Genomic DNA, 15,285 nt, shown 5'->3' with positions numbered 1-15,285 from the left:
AAATGTTATATGATTGTAAGGAAAATATCATTAGTGGTTTCTGCTTTCTTTACGATGGCTGCCTTTTCACAGGAAACAGCATCGAATTTTGAAAGTAAACCAGAAGTTAAGTTAACATATTTAGATTCTATAAAAAGCACATTCAAAAAAAACGATCTGGCTTCAAAAGTGGATAGTTTATGGATGAACGAATTAGTAAGTCTGGATATATATGACGACCTGACCAAAGACATTCAAACCATCAACAAGGATGTTACTGTTGATGAAGAACTGCCAACCGAATTGCTAAAACAGCGTTTGGCGGCGATGAATGAGAAATCACCTTTTGAGATTGAATACAATCAGGGTTTAGAAAATATAATAAAGTCATTTCTTAAGAACCGTAAAAAATCGTTTTCCCGATTAATGGCTTTATCAGAATATTATTTCCCAATCTTTGAGGAGTCTTTTGCAAAAAGCAATGTTCCTTTGGAAATAAAATATTTAGCCGTTGTAGAATCTGCTTTAAATCCTAAAGCAGTTTCTAAAATGGGCGCAACGGGACTTTGGCAGTTTATGTACGGAACCGGAAAACAATACGCTTTAAAAATTGATTCTTATATCGATGAAAGAAGCGATCCTCTTAAAGCTACAGCCGCATGTTCTGAATACATGACCAAAATGTTCAATATTTTTGGAGACTGGGAACTGGTTTTAGCTTCTTATAATTCAGGTCCGGGAAATGTTACCAAAGCAATTCGTCGTTCTGGAGGAAAAACAAAATACTGGGACATTCGTAACTATCTTCCAAAAGAAACTCAAGGTTACGTTCCGGCTTTCTTAGCTACAATGTATCTTTTTGAATATCACAAAGAACACGGAATTAACCCGGAAAGAGCAGTGGTTAAAAACTTTGAAACCGATACGATAGCAATCAAAAATCAAATGTCTTTCAAGCAAATTGCCGATTTGTTAGACATGCCTCAATCTCAAATTCAGCTTTTAAATCCATCTTATAAAATGAATGTGGTTCCTTATTATCAGGGAGAACAGCATTTTATTAGACTTCCAAAAGATAAAATCTCAACCTTCGTTTCCAATGAAGAGCAGATTTATGCTTACGTGAAACATGACACAGAGCTTAGATCGACTTCATCGAGATTGGCTGTAAAATATGCTCCAAAAGCAAAACCGGCTGCTACGAAAGCAGCAACAATTGACAAAGGTGATTTCGAATTTTATAAAGTTAGAAAAGGAGACAATCTGGGAGCAATTGCATCTAAATATGATGTTAGCATTTCTGATATTAAAAAATGGAACAACTTAAAAACAAATGCTGTTGCCATTGGAAGAAGCTTGAAAATAAAAGGAGAAGAGGAAGCTCCTGTTAAATCAGTTCAGGCTATAGAAAAAGAACAAGCTGTTGCAGCTGTTGAAAATAAAGAGAAAACAGCTGTAGATATGGACTATGTTGTAGCAGCTGGAGACAATTTAGGCAGTATAGCAAAGAAGTTCGGTACGACTATTGCGGAGTTAAAAGAACTTAACAATTTAACTTCAAATAACATTGGTTTAGGAAAAACACTGATTATTTCTAAAGCAGCGATAGTTATAGAAGAGCCGGCTTCAACAGCAATTGCATCAAACTCGGTTGATTCATTTAAGAAAAAAGCTCCTTCTAAAAATGTTAGCGAAGATTATTACGTTAAAAAAGGAGATTCTTTATACAGTATTTCTAAAAAATATCCTGGAGTAACAATTTCAGATATTAAAAAATGGAATGGTATTAAAGATGAAGATATTAAACCGGGAATGAAACTTAAAATAAACGGATAAAAGAAAAATCTTATTTAAATTTGGGTTTTATTTCATAAATTAAGAAAATGAATAAAACCCATTTTTTATTGCTATTAGTGCCATTTTTCCTCACTTCCTGTTTCAAGGGAGAGAAACAAAACGAATCAGTTTCCGGAAAAACCAATACCATTTCAATCATTATTGATGATCAGTTATGGTATGGAGAAGTGGGTGATAGTATTCGAAATAAATTTGCATCTCCGGTTCTCGGACTAACACAGGAAGAACCACTTTTTACCATCAATCAATATCCTGCCCGCTTACTCGAAGGTTTTGTAACCGATAGCCGAAGCATTATTGTAGTTAAGAAAGCTGCGACAGATAAATTCGAAATCATTCATAACAAAGCTCTACCGCACAATACTTTCCGCATTTACGGAAAATCGGTTGACGATATTATTTGCAGTATCGAATTAAATTCGCCCGAAATAATACGACAAATCCGAAATGCCGAAATTCAAAAAATACAGGAAGACAACAGTAAGTCATTGTTAAATCCTGCAATCATCAAGAATAAATTTCATATCGATCTTCAGATTCCAACCGGATATGAATACATGCTTCACAAAAAGAATTTTATCTGGTTGAAGAAAGAAATCATTAGTGGTAATACCAGTTTATTAGTCTATCAGATACCCTTGCATAATTTTCAAAAAAGAAAAGATATAATCAATTCGATCGTTCGTATGCGTGACTCTGTTGGACGTTATATCAAAGGGCGTGAACCCAATACGCCAATGATTACCAGCGAAGCTTATGCACCTTATTTTTTGAGAGTAATATTAGACAATAAAGATGCTTTTGAAACAAAAGGAACATGGGAACTAAAAAATGATTTCATGGCAGGTCCTTTTGTCAATTATGCGATTGTTGACAAAAGCTATAATCGTCTATTGGTTATTGAAGGATTTTGCTATTCGCCTTCCAATCAGGAACGAGATCTTATGTTGGAGTTAGAAGCCATTATTAAATCCGTTAAGGTAGATAAAAGGTAATTTTTGCTCTTAACGCAATAATTATCCGAAGCTTAGATCTACGCAGAGTCCGCAAAGTTTTTAAACTTTGCGGACTCTGTCTTTATAATCATTGGCATGTAGCAAATAATTTAATGTAAATCCTTCCGTTCATTGCGGCTAAATATTGAGTTGCGCAAAAACCTGAAACATAAAACCTCCAACCCGAAACAATTCACTTTAATATATTTCTTACTTTTGTTTTTATAACAAACATAAAAACAAATAGTTATGAAAAAAATAACCACAACATTAGTACTGATTTCGCTATGTTTTATTTCTTGTAAAAAAGAGGTAAAAGCTGAAAATGAGACGGTAAAGGTTTCCGATAGTCTTAAAACTGAAGAGCCCCTGGTAGAAGAAACAACAACCGCAGCTCCGGTTGATTCTGCTGCACAAGCCAAAGCCTGGCAGGAATTTGCAACTCCATCTGAACCTCATAAATGGATGGCTGATGAAACAGGAACATGGAATTGCGATATGACTTTCTGGTACGGACCGGATTCAAAACCGGAAAAAGCATCTTCGGTAGCCACTATCAAAATGATTCTGGGAGGGCGTTATCAGGAAGCAAATTATGTTGGAAAAATTATGGGAGCTCCGTTTGAAGGTAAAAGTACGTTAGCGTTCAATAATGCCAGTAAAGAATATACATCCACTTTTATTGACAATATGGGAACCGGAATGATGGTTGGAATTGGTAAATATGACGAAAGCACAAAAAGTGCTACATTCAAAGGAGAGTTTACAGATCCTGTTACAGGCAAAAAGAATGCCTATAGAGAAGTTTATACTATCGTAGATCCAAAAACACGTAAAATGGAAATGTTCGACACAAAAAATGGTACCGAATATAAAAGTATGGAAATCCTAATGAAGAAAAAGTAATTTTTTTTCTGCCACGAAGGCTCAAAGACACAAAGGTTTTGTTTAAATATATAATGAAATTTTGTGTCTTTGAGCCTTTTGTATTTGTACAAAGCGGGAAACTATAAAGCTTTACTACTTTTAACATAAAATAATAACTTTGCTCCTTAGTCCCGATAGCTATCGGGATTGTAGTAGAAATAAAACTTTGTGCCTTAGTCCCGATAGCTATCGGGATCGTGGCAAAAAAAACAGCAAAATGTTAAAATGGAAAATAAAGCCTTTTGAGGCATTAAATGTAAACGAGCTATATGATTTGCTCAGATTGAGAAGTGAGATCTTTGTAGTAGAGCAAAACTGCGTTTATTTGGATCTTGACGGTAAAGACAAGAAAGCTTTACACTTAATTGGCGAGTATGAAGGCAAAATTGTGGCTTATTCCCGTTTATTTGATGCCGGAATATCATTTGATAATGCCTCAATTGGAAGAGTAGTAGTAGATGCCAGTTATAGAGATAAAAAATGGGGACATGAATTAATGCGGGAAGCCATCGCGGGAGTTAAATCCAATTTTGGAAAAGATAAAATTACTATTGGCGCACAATTGTATTTAAAGAAATTCTATGAAAGCCACGGATTTGTGCAGACCAGCGAAATGTATCTGGAAGATGATATCCCGCATATTGAGATGATTCGGGAATAATAAAAAAATAATTATTAAAACCTTCATTAAACAATAAAGTAAATGAAGGTTTTTTGGTTTTGTAATTTTATGATTACAATAACATTTTTAGAACTCACAATTTATAATTTAGATTTTTTAATTGTTTTAGTAAAAAATAGTATAAATGAGTAAAGTAAAGTGGGTTTTATTTTTTTTTGTTTGCAGTTTTATAACTTTTGGTCAGAATCTATCAGAGAAACAGATAGAAAATAAACAAATTGAAAACTTAGCCAGTTTAGCAAAAGTTTGGGGATTCTTAAAATATTATCATCCAAATGTGGCAAAAGGAAATTTCAATTGGGATGAGCAGTTAATAAAGATCATACCTAAAGTTGAGAAGGCTCAAAATAAAGAAGAATTATCTAAAATTTATGCAGAATGGATTTCGGATTTAGGAACGATTAAAGAATGTAAATCTTGTAAATCAGTTTCAGGGAAAGAATACTTTGATAAAAACTTTGATCTTTCATGGACACAAAATTCCGATGTGTTTACAAACGAACTTTCTCAAAAACTTAAATATATTGAAGAAAATCGTGCCCAGGGCTCTAATTTTTATGTTACAACTACTTCCAGAGATAACATAGAAATAAAAAATGAAATACAATATCCTAATTTTCAATACCCCGACAAAAATTATCGACTATTAAGCTTGTTTCGATATTGGAATACTGTTGAATATTTTTTTCCATACAAATATATGATGGATCAAAAATGGGATACAGTTTTGCTGGAAATGATTCCAAAATTTAAAAATTCAGAGAATGCACTGGAATATCAATTAGCAATGCATGAAACGGTTGTGAAATTAGATGATACACATGCAAGTTTTTATTCAGATATAAATTTTGATTTTTTTGGACGAAAATATATTCCGGCATTTGTAAATGTTATAGAAAATAAAATTGTTGTAGCTGGACTTTACAATGATTCGTTAGCAAAAATAAACGATATCAGGATAGGAGATATTGTTGAAGAAGTAAACGGTAAAAATGCTTTGGAAATAATGAAAGAGCGGGCAAAATATGTGAATGGATCAAATAAAAACACAAAAGCAAAAAATTACCATTATTATATTTTTAACGGCTCAACAGATTCAGTTACAATTAAATTCAGAAGAGACCAGAATGTTTTGGTCAAGACAATAAAGCGATACGATAGATTTTTGAAATATCCTGAAATTAAATACAATAAGGAAAAGTTTACGGCTGATGAAAATAATATTGCCTACATTAATCTGGACAATTTAGAAATGAAAGAGCAGGATGAAATCATGAAAAAAATTAGCTCAACAAAAGGGTTAATCATTGAAATTAGAAATTATCCAAATTTTAGACCTTACAGAATTGCCAGAAGGTTAATTCAATCGGATAAAGAATATGTCAAGTTAATAAAACCTGATTTGAGTTATCCGGGAAAGTTTATTTGGAAAAAACCACAAACGATAGATCCTATTAAAAATGAATTTTACACAGGTAAGGTCATTTTATTGGTAAATGAAGAAACACAAAGCGCCGCAGAGTATTTGACAATGCTATTACAAACGGGAAATAATGTTATGACTATTGGAAGTCAAACAGCTGCCGCAGATGGTGATGTTTCAAAAATTGAATTTATTGGTTTTCGTTCTTTTATGAGCGGTCTTGGTGTTTTTTATCCTGATGGAAGAGAAACACAAAGAGTGGGTGTTAAAGTTGATATTCAGGCTCGACCTACTATAAAAGGAATTCAGGAAGGCAGAGATGAGGTTTTAGAAGCCGCCAAAGCGTATTTAAATTCGAATAAAACGTAATTTTTTGTAAATCGTATGTTAAGATTAAGACTAAGGTTTTTGCTTTTTGACTTTAAGGATCTTATTTTCCTTTTTTTAAGTTTGATATGTTCGAGTATAAAATAGGATATAGTGAACAAAAGCATTTTTATTTTTTAAGGAGAAGATTTTTTTGTTTTTTGAATGCGATATTTATTTAATTTTAGAAGAAAAAAACTATGAAAAAGATTCTTCTAATCATTTTTGTATTGATATTGTCACAATATAATTTCTGTCAAAATAAATTGAAAGTTGGCGAAAAAGCTCCAAAGCTCAATATTACAGATTATCTGCAGAATGTTCCTGAAGATAAGAATTTCGATAAAAAGTTTATGTTACTGGAGTTTTGGGCAACTTGGTGTACAACCTGTTTGGAAGAAGTTCCAAAATTAAATCAGATGCAGGAAAGGTTTAAGAACCAAAAGGATTTAATTTTTGTTTCTATTACATACGAGTCTCCAGAAAAAACGAAGAAAACTTTAGAAAGGGTAAAATTTAATTCTATTGTAGTAAGCGATCAGACTAAAAAAGCTTTAAACGATTTTGTGTTAGACGACAAAGGAACTATTGCTCTACCAAAGACTATTTTAATTGATAATAAAGGAATTATAAGATGGATTGGAGTTCCTTATACAATTAATGATACTGTAATTACTAAATTTCTCGAAGGAAAAGAAATTCTGGAATCAGATAATACAATTTCGAACAGACCACCTCCACCAATTGTTAAATAAATATACAAGTAGTATTTTAATGGGATTTCTAAAGATAAAAAGGTGTTTGAATAAAACGGAATAAAATGGCTTTTTCAGATATACCGAAAAACTGTAACCATGAAAAAGAGACTTTTATTTATACTATAATACTTTTTTTGTAAATCGTTTATCTAGATTAGAACTAAGGTTTTTGCTTTTTGACTTGTTTGAGTTTGTCTTTAAGGATCTTGTTTTCCTTTTTTAAAAGTTCGATATGTTCGAGTATAAAATTGGGTATAGTAAACTGAAGCATTTTTAGAGTATCATTTTTGGGTAGTATTTCCTCATCAGGTTCGTAAATTTCTTCTTTGGATACTCCTAATTCTTTGGCAATTTTAACCCATTCTACTTCAGAGATTTTTTTATGACCGTTTTCGCGTCTGCTATAATTAGACTGTGTCATGCCTATTAAATCTGCCAGTTCTTCCTGCGACATTCCTTTAGACAATCTGGCGTTAGTAAGTTTTACTTTAGTCATTTTGATGTTCTTTTGAGAATTAATAAAAAGGCTTTTCAAACTTTTAATAAGGGCAGTTAAAAGGTTTCAATTTTTGAAACCAAAAAGGCAAACCTTTGTCATAAATTTATTGACAAAGGTTTTGTATGTTTAATCTATGGCTTGCCAACGAATGTTGTTTTCTCCCCAGCTTCCTGATCCAAAATTTAAAAGCTGGCCTGAAGCAGTAGGACTTGTTTGACCTACCAGAGCTATATAGTAATAAACTTTATTAGAGCCAGTTGTGTTGTTAATTATTGTGGATCCTGATAATATGTTATAGGGTGAATTAGGAGGTAACAAACCACTTATGTATTTACCATCAATAATATCTGGAGAAAAGCCTAATGTGGTCAAACTATCACTGAAAGAACTTCCAATCCACCAACTTTCTGTTGGACCAGTATACATAGTTGCACCTTTAGATAATAGCATAGTCGCACTAACTAGCCATTTTCCTGGTGGTAAAGTTATTGATGTTCCTGTGTAATACCATTTGTTTAAGGGGCTGCTAGGTATATTATAACCTGCTCCATAAGTATTAGTAGAAAAAGATTCCAAGGTTTGTGGTTTCCATGTTGCCAAACCATTTGCATCTGCTGTGAGTATATAATTCAATCCTTCAGTTCCGTCTTTTAGTTGCAAGGCACCAGGGGTTGTATTATTATTTATTATAACTTTTGCATTGTTTCCTCCAGTTGGTACAGTGCTAGTTCCAAGCAATACTTTCCCAGCCGAAGAAACTCTCATTTGTTCAGTGTTGTTAGTTCGAATAGTTAAATCAACAGCATCGGTAGTTCCAATAAAATTACTGGCAGTTGTATTTGCATTTCCTTGTAATCCCCATCCGATTGTTGCTATCCTTTGCCAGGAAGTTCCATTATTAGTATATTCACCAGGAATGACCTGAGTACTGCCACTTCCTGCTGTGGCAGTATTGTAAACATGCATACCCGCTGTGTTTGTACTTAATGGAGCAGGGCTTGTTAAGCCAGTTAAAGCAACTTGTGGTAATAACAAGCCTTTAGAAGCAGTACCTGTTGTATTATTTAGATCAAGTGCAGCATCTTTATTTGGATTATTACCAGGAATACCCACTTGTGCATACGAATTGCTTAATGTTATTACCAACAACATTAAAGCTATTTTAATTATTTTTTTCATTTTCATTAATTAATTCTTTGTAGCATAAAACTATTTTCTGCCCATGTTCCTCCAAAACTTGCAAGACTTCCTGTAGGATTTAAAACATCCATTTGTCCTCCGATATAATAGTAAGTTTTATTAGCACCGGAAGTATTATTAATTATTAATGTTCCCGTCATAAGCGCATAATATGAGTTGGCAGGCAGTAAGCCACTGATCAAAGTTGATCGCGAAATAATATCAGGTGAAATAGCCATAGCAGTACTACTGTCACTGAATGTTGTTCGAACCCACCAGCTTTCATTACTTGCTGTCCACCATGTAGGAACTCCTGTTTTGTATTTCGTTAATAACATATTTACGGTAACAAGCCACTTTCCCACCGGAAGTGTTATTTTTGATTTAGTATATAGCCAGTTAGGACCAGTATTAAAAGGAATATCTACTCCTGACGAAACTTCTGGATTGATAAAAATTACATCAACAGATTGATCTTTCCAAGTACCGACACCATTTGCATCAGAGACAAATGCTTTTTTTAAACCCTCTGAACCATCCTTAATTTGAATGGCTCCTTTTGTCGTTCCATTATTAATGATCATTTTACTGTTTGTTCCTCCAGTAGGAACTGTTGTAGAACCTACTAAAACTTTTCCAGTGTTGGTAACACGCATTCTTTCACTATTATTAGTGCGAACAGGAAAGTCAACAGCATTCATATTACCAATAAAATTTACTGTGACATCTGTTGCTCCCGTACCGGTTACTTCCCAATCTGCTGATATATCTACCCATTGGGTTCCATCATTAAAATACATTCCCGGTATTACTCGTGTTGCACCGCTTCCTGCTGTAGCGGTATTGTAAACTCTCATTCCTTTTACATGAGCGGTCATTGGCGAGGCACTATTGATAGCTGTTAAAGCTACTTTTGGCAATAATAATCCTTTAGTATTGGTTCCATCTGTTTTGTTTAGATCTAGAACGGCATCTTTATTAGGGTTATTAGACAGTAATCCAACCTGAGCATTTGCATAGGTTGAGAATAATGAAACAATCATTATTATTTTTAAATTTTTTTTCATATCGTTTTAATATATACGTTGATATGTGATTCTATTTTCTGCGTTAGTTGATGAAGCTGTAAAAACTCTTCCGGTAACATTCATTCCATCAAATGATCCTACTATATAATAATAAGTTTTATTGGTAGTGCTGGTATTATTAATTACAACACTTCCTTTCATCATAGCTAATTGACTACTGCTAGGAAGTAATCCACTAATAAAATAAGATACTGAGATTATATCAGGAGATTTTGCCATTGTAGTAGGACTGTTACTAAAAGTAGAACGAATCCACCATGTTTCATTTGCTGCTGTGAATCCACCTTCTTTGGCTAAAAGCATATCTACAGATACCAGCCATTTTCCGGGAGGCAATGTAATAGTGGTTCCAGAATTGAACCATGTTCCAGTGGCTACTGCAGAACTAGGTAAATAAACAGCAGCTCCTAGAGTCGCATTTATTGGGCTTTGTGTAGCAGGTAGTTCCCATGAACCCACTCCATTAGCATCAGAGGTCAACACTTTTCCATCTGCCTGAGAACCATCAATAATTTGTAAAGCACCGGCTGTAGTGCCGTTGTTTACAATAAGTTTGGCATTTGTGCCGCCTGTAGGTACTGTGGTGGTTCCAACCAATACATTTCCCGTTTTGGTGATGCGCATTTGTTCTGTATTATTGGTTTTAATAGCAAGATCAACTGCATCGGTAGTTCCCAGAAAATTGGTAGAAGCATTTGTCCCGGCATTTCCCGTTATATTCCAGGGAGCAGTTGGCATTCGTAGCCATTCGGTACCATCATTGTAATACTCACCCGGAGTTACGGCTGTTCCGCCTGTTCCGTCTGTAGCAGTATTATAAACATACATACCGGCAACATGGGCAGACATTGGCAAGACATTGTTTGTTGCTTTTAAGGCGACTTTGGGCAGTAATAATCCTTTTTCGCTTGTGCCATCGGTTCTGTTTAAATCTAAAACAGAATTTTTATTTGGGTTGTTTGTTGGCATACCAACTTGTGTATAAGCATTCATCGTTCCCATACAGCATAACACCAAACTCATTTTTAAATACTTTTTCATAAATCATAAAATTTGTGCAAAATTATTTGATAAGTAAGTTTTTTCTCATGCGATTTTATGCGAATTTTACCGCATAAAAGCTTAAGTTGCGTAAATAGTGGCTTTTACACAGAAGTCATAGACTTCTTTTGAATGAAAATTGAAGTTGGAAATTTTGAGGTACGTATAGAAACAGGTTAAAGTTTGAACTATTGTATGCCAATTGTTTTAAAACTATACCTTTGTTTTTGCTCTTACATTTAAGTAAATGTAGCAAATAAATCTTCTAAAGATGTAAAAATGGTAGATAAATCTTCCAAAATAAAAGAGAGAATATTACAGATTGCTGAATTTAAAGGGATTGGTAAAGAAAAGTTTTTTGAAATTATCGGAATGACTTATGGTAATTTTAAAGGAAAATCGAAACTTACCCCTATAAATTCAAATGCGATAGAAGATTTAATCACCAATTATCCAGAAATTGATTTAATATGGCTCCTTACAGGAAAAGGAGAAATGCTAAAAACAGCTGCGAAAGCGGAAGATGTAAAAGTTATTTCTGCAGAAAGGCAGGAACCGGATTATAAGGTTTTGTATGAAGAAGCAAAATATACTATAGAACTACAAAAGAAATACATTGAGAATCTGGAAGTACAGCTTAAGAATAAGGAACTTTAAAAAACAAATAGCAAAATCAAATTGTTTACGACCTAAAGCAGTTTAAGAAAATCCATTTTTAAAAAGTTTGGCTTTTTCTGTCGTTTTTAAAACTTCTATTGGAGAGGTTTATAAAAAATGATATGTTTCTTTGTAATGAATATAAGTAATTTCTCATTTATTCATAGTTTTAAATAAGCTAATTTTTCTAACCAAAACCATTGTATTTTGAAGCCGCTTGGAAGTAATTCTTAGCGGTTTTTTTTATGGTTTTTTGCCACGAAGGCATTAATTAACAAAGTTTTTTCGAGGAGCTAAGTTTTGAATCTCACAAAAACGCCGAGCAGCAAATTTTTAATAGCAAACTTATAATCTTTATTGTGTCAGAATGAAAAAAATAAAACTTTGAGATTTAGCGTCTTTATGAGATTGATTTTCTCTAACAAAATGAAAAACCTTAGCGTCTTAGTGCCTTCGTGGCAAAAACACTTAAATCTTAGTAATTAAAAACTCCACGCGTCTGTCGTATTTGTCTCCATGACCGAGCGGATATTTATTCCCACATCCTACATAAGTCATACGGGTTTTAGAGATTTTTTTATTCATTAAATAATGAAAAACTGTTTTGGCACGATTCCATGACAGCCTTCGCTCTTTGGTATCTCTGTCAATTCCGTCATTGTAAATTTCCGGAGTGCAACAGACATGACCTCGTATTTCAAAATTTAGATTGGGATGGGTTTGAAGAGTTATCGCAACATTATCCAATTCTTTTCTGGCAGTTAAAGTAAGTTTGGCACTTCCAATATTAAAAAGAATGGTTTCCAGGTAAACCCGGTCTCCAACTTTTAGTTTGTCTTTAAAAGAAGTATGAATATCTTTTCCAAAATTATGTTTTTTGACAACAATTAAATCAACCCGCCGGTTTTGCAGACGGGTTTCATGAAGATTTTTTACGGTATCTGTCTTTACTTTAATACGTCCTCGTCCTTCCAGAATAACAATTTTATTCTTTTTGAATCCGTAATGAACCAGGAGATTCTGAATGGTAATTGCCCGCTTATCTGATAATTTAAAATTGTATGAATCTGTCCCTCTGTCATCGCAATAACCATAAATCTGTATAGACTCGACCTTAGAGGTGTCTATATTTTTTATAAAGCCCGAAACAACTGTTTTTTGCTTGTTTGTTAAATCATATCTGTCAAATTCGAAATAGATAGTTTCAACAGGTTTTTGCTGCGCCGATACTGTATAAAATGAAAGAAGAAGTATGGCCAGAGATAGCTTCATTCACTACATTTTTAAAATCGTTTTATATTCTGTCTGGTTATTTAATACACTTACTGCTCTTTTAATTTCTGAATTGTTTTTGATGTAAAACTGATACAAACCTTCCTGATATTGATATCTCTTAATCAGTTCTTCCTGAATCATGTTTTTGATTTCTTTTTGGTTTTTATCCAATAAAGTAGTTTCGCTTTTTTCTAAAGCAGCCAATAATTGCTGATATTCAGGAGCAATAGTTTCGTCTATTTTTTCATTTTTAGCTGCAGCTAAAGTATTTTTTAAAGCCACTTCAGTCTCAGTATCAAATGTAATTTTGTTGGTTTTCAAATATTGCTTGAAAGCCGAATAATCTGCATCTGTTATCGTTGGGATTTTATCTCCAAGATTTGGATTTTTATAATAGTAAGATGTAGCATAATCAAATACGCCATCATTTTTAATTAAAGCAGTTGCAATGGCGCTGGTTTTGGCTTCTTCCAGTTCGATATCCGGTAAAACGCCGCCGCCGTCATAAACCGTTCTTCCTTTTCTGGTTTTAAAAGCATTATAATTTTTAGCATCTGTTTTTTGTGCTACACCGTTTTTGTCTTTGTGAGCATAATCCAAAGCCTGAATACATCTTCCGGATGGCGTATAATATCTTGAAATCGTAACTTTTAACTGCGTTCCGTAAGTCAGATCAACAGAACGCTGTACTAGACCTTTTCCAAAACTTCTGCTTCCTAAAACCACGGCACGATCTAAGTCCTGCAAAGCACCCGAAACAATTTCAGATGCCGAAGCACTTCTTCCGTTAACTAAAATCGCCAGCGGAATTTCGGTATCGATTGGTTCTTTTTGGGTTTTATAAGTATTGTTATGTTTTTCAATTCTTGATTTTGTTGTTACAATTACCTCATTCTTCGGAACAAATAAATTACAGATATCAATCGCTTCGTTTAATAAACCACCGGGATTTCCTCTTAAATCTAAAACGATTTGTTTGGCTCCATCAGCTTTCAGTTTTTCCAAAGCCTCTTTTACTTCAGCGGAAGCTTTTCTGCTAAAATGTGCTAAAACAATATATCCTGTTTTATCATCTATTTTTCCATAAAAAGGAACCGATTTAATATCGACTTCATCCAAAACCAAAACAGTAGTAAGTGGTTTTCCCTGACGCAGGTATTTGATATTGATTTTAGTGTTTTTCGTTCCTTTCAACAATTGAGAAGCATCGTCTTTAAAATCGGCAATTAAAACATCTCCAATTTGGATAATTTCGTCGCCTGCTTTTAATCCGGCTTTATCGGCAGGATAATTTTTATAAGGTTCGCGAACAACCAAACGATCTTTTTTTCTGGAAATCAAAGCGCCAATTCCTGTATATTCTCCCGTATTATTGATTTTGAAGTTAACAACATCCTGTTCGTTAAAATAAACCGTGTACGGATCAAGACTTGCCAGCATGCTTTTAATGGCTTTATCCATCAAATCGCCCGGATTGGTGTCATCTACATAATTCGTATTTACGGCCTTGAATAAGGTTGTGAAAATCTCAATCTGTTTAGCAATCTCAAAGAAATCTTCTTTAAAACTGGTTCCAACAAACAACATTCCCGCAGCAGCGACTGGTATAATAAATTTCTTTTTGAAATACGGATACATGATTATTCTTTTTTTCTTCTTTTTAATCTTCTTCTAATAAAATAGGCAAATACAACAATTAAAATTACAAACGGCCAGGCACTTAATAATGAAAGCAATAAATCAGATAAAGTATAGAATCCAGATTCAATCGCACTCCAAAGTTTGGAACCATAAGATATTTTTACACCTTCTTTTTCAGGTATTGTTTTATAAAATTCAATAGTAATGGTGCTTTCAGAAACACGGCTTTCTAAATATTTCAGCTGACCTTCCTTGGCTTCAATTTCTTCACGAATGGTGGAAATCTGTTCTTCAATTTCTAAAATTTCACTGACTTTATTGGCTTTCTTTAAAATTTCAAGATAGCGCTCTTCGAGTTTTTTCTTTGTTTTTAGCCTTGAAGTTAGATCAATAAATTGTTCTGTAACATCTTCAGCAGAAATGTTTTTAACTTCAAAATAAGAAACTCCTTTGGAGACATCATTTATAAAACGGTCAAAATTTTGACTTGGTACTTTTATAGTAAGATTTCTAAAAAGAGTTGCAAAATCTTTTCCTTCAGAATCGTTTATAATTCGTGCTTTACTATTCGCAACGGCTTTTTGAATTTGACTGAATGAATTTTCTAAATTATCAGTCTCAAATTTTAAAGTCGCTTCTTTTATGATTTTTTGCTCGATTTGTTGACCTACTTTAGGCGGAGGTGGAGGAGGTGCATCGTTCGGACTTGGTTTTTTGTCATAAGCTTCAGATTCACCTTTTGGAGGAAGCTGCACTGTGGCAATAGCATAATTTTCTTCTGCCGAAGCTGAAGATTTACTACAACCTAAAAGAATCAAAACTAAAACCGATAAAAAGAAAAGTTGACGCATAAAATTTCAATTTAGAGCTAAAACTACGATTTTTTTGTCTAATTTGATTATTAATCTTACGTTTTGG

The 15,285-nt window shown here is 33.5% G+C and carries 14 protein-coding genes; 7 read left to right on the top strand and 7 right to left on the bottom strand.

Annotated features, from left to right (window positions below):
* Positions 1-9: 9 nt before the first annotated feature.
* The 6 genes from ACFS3A_RS19465 (at position 10) to ACFS3A_RS19440 (ending at position 6,984) form a co-directional block, all read left to right on the top strand.
* On the top strand, positions 10-1,815 hold the full coding sequence (locus ACFS3A_RS19465) for a LysM peptidoglycan-binding domain-containing protein (RefSeq protein WP_379827227.1): 1,806 nt from the start codon (positions 10-12) through the stop codon (positions 1,813-1,815).
* 47 nt (positions 1,816-1,862) lie between these two features.
* Positions 1,863-2,831: a DUF4837 family protein gene (locus ACFS3A_RS19460; RefSeq protein WP_379827226.1), complete on the top strand. Its 969-nt coding sequence runs from the start codon at positions 1,863-1,865 to the stop codon at positions 2,829-2,831.
* 249 nt (positions 2,832-3,080) lie between these two features.
* Entirely contained in the window at positions 3,081-3,737 is a 657-nt protein-coding gene (locus ACFS3A_RS19455) for a DUF1579 domain-containing protein (RefSeq protein WP_379827225.1), read from the top strand.
* A gap of 238 nt (positions 3,738-3,975) precedes the next feature.
* A complete protein-coding gene (locus tag ACFS3A_RS19450; protein ID WP_379827224.1) occupies positions 3,976-4,419 on the top strand; it encodes a GNAT family N-acetyltransferase in 444 nt (147 codons plus the stop codon).
* 145 nt (positions 4,420-4,564) lie between these two features.
* On the top strand, positions 4,565-6,232 hold the full coding sequence (locus ACFS3A_RS19445) for a S41 family peptidase (protein WP_379827223.1): 1,668 nt from the start codon (positions 4,565-4,567) through the stop codon (positions 6,230-6,232).
* 197 nt (positions 6,233-6,429) lie between these two features.
* Positions 6,430-6,984 carry a TlpA family protein disulfide reductase gene (locus tag ACFS3A_RS19440; protein WP_379827222.1) on the top strand — a complete coding sequence of 185 codons (555 nt, stop codon included), beginning with the start codon at positions 6,430-6,432 and terminating at the stop codon, positions 6,982-6,984.
* 163 nt (positions 6,985-7,147) lie between these two features.
* Here the strand turns inward: ACFS3A_RS19440 and ACFS3A_RS19435 are convergent, their stop codons facing one another.
* The 4 genes from ACFS3A_RS19435 to ACFS3A_RS19420 all read right to left on the bottom strand — a co-directional run bounded on the left by ACFS3A_RS19435 (position 7,148) and on the right by ACFS3A_RS19420 (position 10,794).
* Complete coding sequence (locus ACFS3A_RS19435) at positions 7,148-7,483, bottom strand: helix-turn-helix domain-containing protein (RefSeq protein WP_379827221.1); 336 nt, start codon at positions 7,481-7,483, stop codon at positions 7,148-7,150.
* A gap of 129 nt (positions 7,484-7,612) precedes the next feature.
* Positions 7,613-8,638, bottom strand: a complete 1,026-nt coding sequence (locus ACFS3A_RS19430; protein ID WP_379827220.1) for a hypothetical protein — start codon at positions 8,636-8,638, stop codon at positions 7,613-7,615.
* Between the two features lie 32 nt (positions 8,639-8,670).
* The gene (locus ACFS3A_RS19425; protein ID WP_379827219.1) at positions 8,671-9,732 is read right to left on the bottom strand and encodes a hypothetical protein; all 1,062 of its coding nucleotides are present in this window, start codon (positions 9,730-9,732) and stop codon (positions 8,671-8,673) included.
* Between the two features lie 6 nt (positions 9,733-9,738).
* Positions 9,739-10,794: a hypothetical protein gene (locus ACFS3A_RS19420; protein ID WP_379827218.1), complete on the bottom strand. Its 1,056-nt coding sequence runs from the start codon at positions 10,792-10,794 to the stop codon at positions 9,739-9,741.
* Positions 10,795-11,073: 279 nt separating this feature from the next.
* Between ACFS3A_RS19420 and ACFS3A_RS19415 the strand changes: the two genes are divergently transcribed.
* Positions 11,074-11,451: a hypothetical protein gene (locus ACFS3A_RS19415; RefSeq protein ID WP_379827217.1), complete on the top strand. Its 378-nt coding sequence runs from the start codon at positions 11,074-11,076 to the stop codon at positions 11,449-11,451.
* A gap of 468 nt (positions 11,452-11,919) precedes the next feature.
* Here ACFS3A_RS19415 and ACFS3A_RS19410 read toward each other — a convergent pair whose 3' ends face one another.
* Genes ACFS3A_RS19410 through ACFS3A_RS19400 form a run of 3 tightly spaced genes read right to left on the bottom strand, consistent with a single transcriptional unit; the run spans position 11,920 to position 15,218 of the window.
* Positions 11,920-12,723: an OmpA family protein gene (locus tag ACFS3A_RS19410; protein WP_379827216.1), complete on the bottom strand. Its 804-nt coding sequence runs from the start codon at positions 12,721-12,723 to the stop codon at positions 11,920-11,922.
* Between the two features lie 3 nt (positions 12,724-12,726).
* On the bottom strand, positions 12,727-14,364 hold the full coding sequence (locus tag ACFS3A_RS19405; RefSeq protein WP_379827215.1) for a S41 family peptidase: 1,638 nt from the start codon (positions 14,362-14,364) through the stop codon (positions 12,727-12,729).
* Positions 14,365-14,366: 2 nt separating this feature from the next.
* Positions 14,367-15,218: a DUF4349 domain-containing protein gene (locus tag ACFS3A_RS19400; protein WP_379827214.1), complete on the bottom strand. Its 852-nt coding sequence runs from the start codon at positions 15,216-15,218 to the stop codon at positions 14,367-14,369.
* Positions 15,219-15,285: the final 67 nt, after the last annotated feature.

Source organism: Flavobacterium notoginsengisoli (assembly GCF_042686225.1).
GTDB classification, from domain to species: Bacteria; Bacteroidota; Bacteroidia; order Flavobacteriales; family Flavobacteriaceae; genus Flavobacterium; species Flavobacterium notoginsengisoli.
The sequence above is the reverse complement of the archived record's forward strand: the minus strand, read 5'-3'. Positions and strand labels throughout refer to the sequence as shown.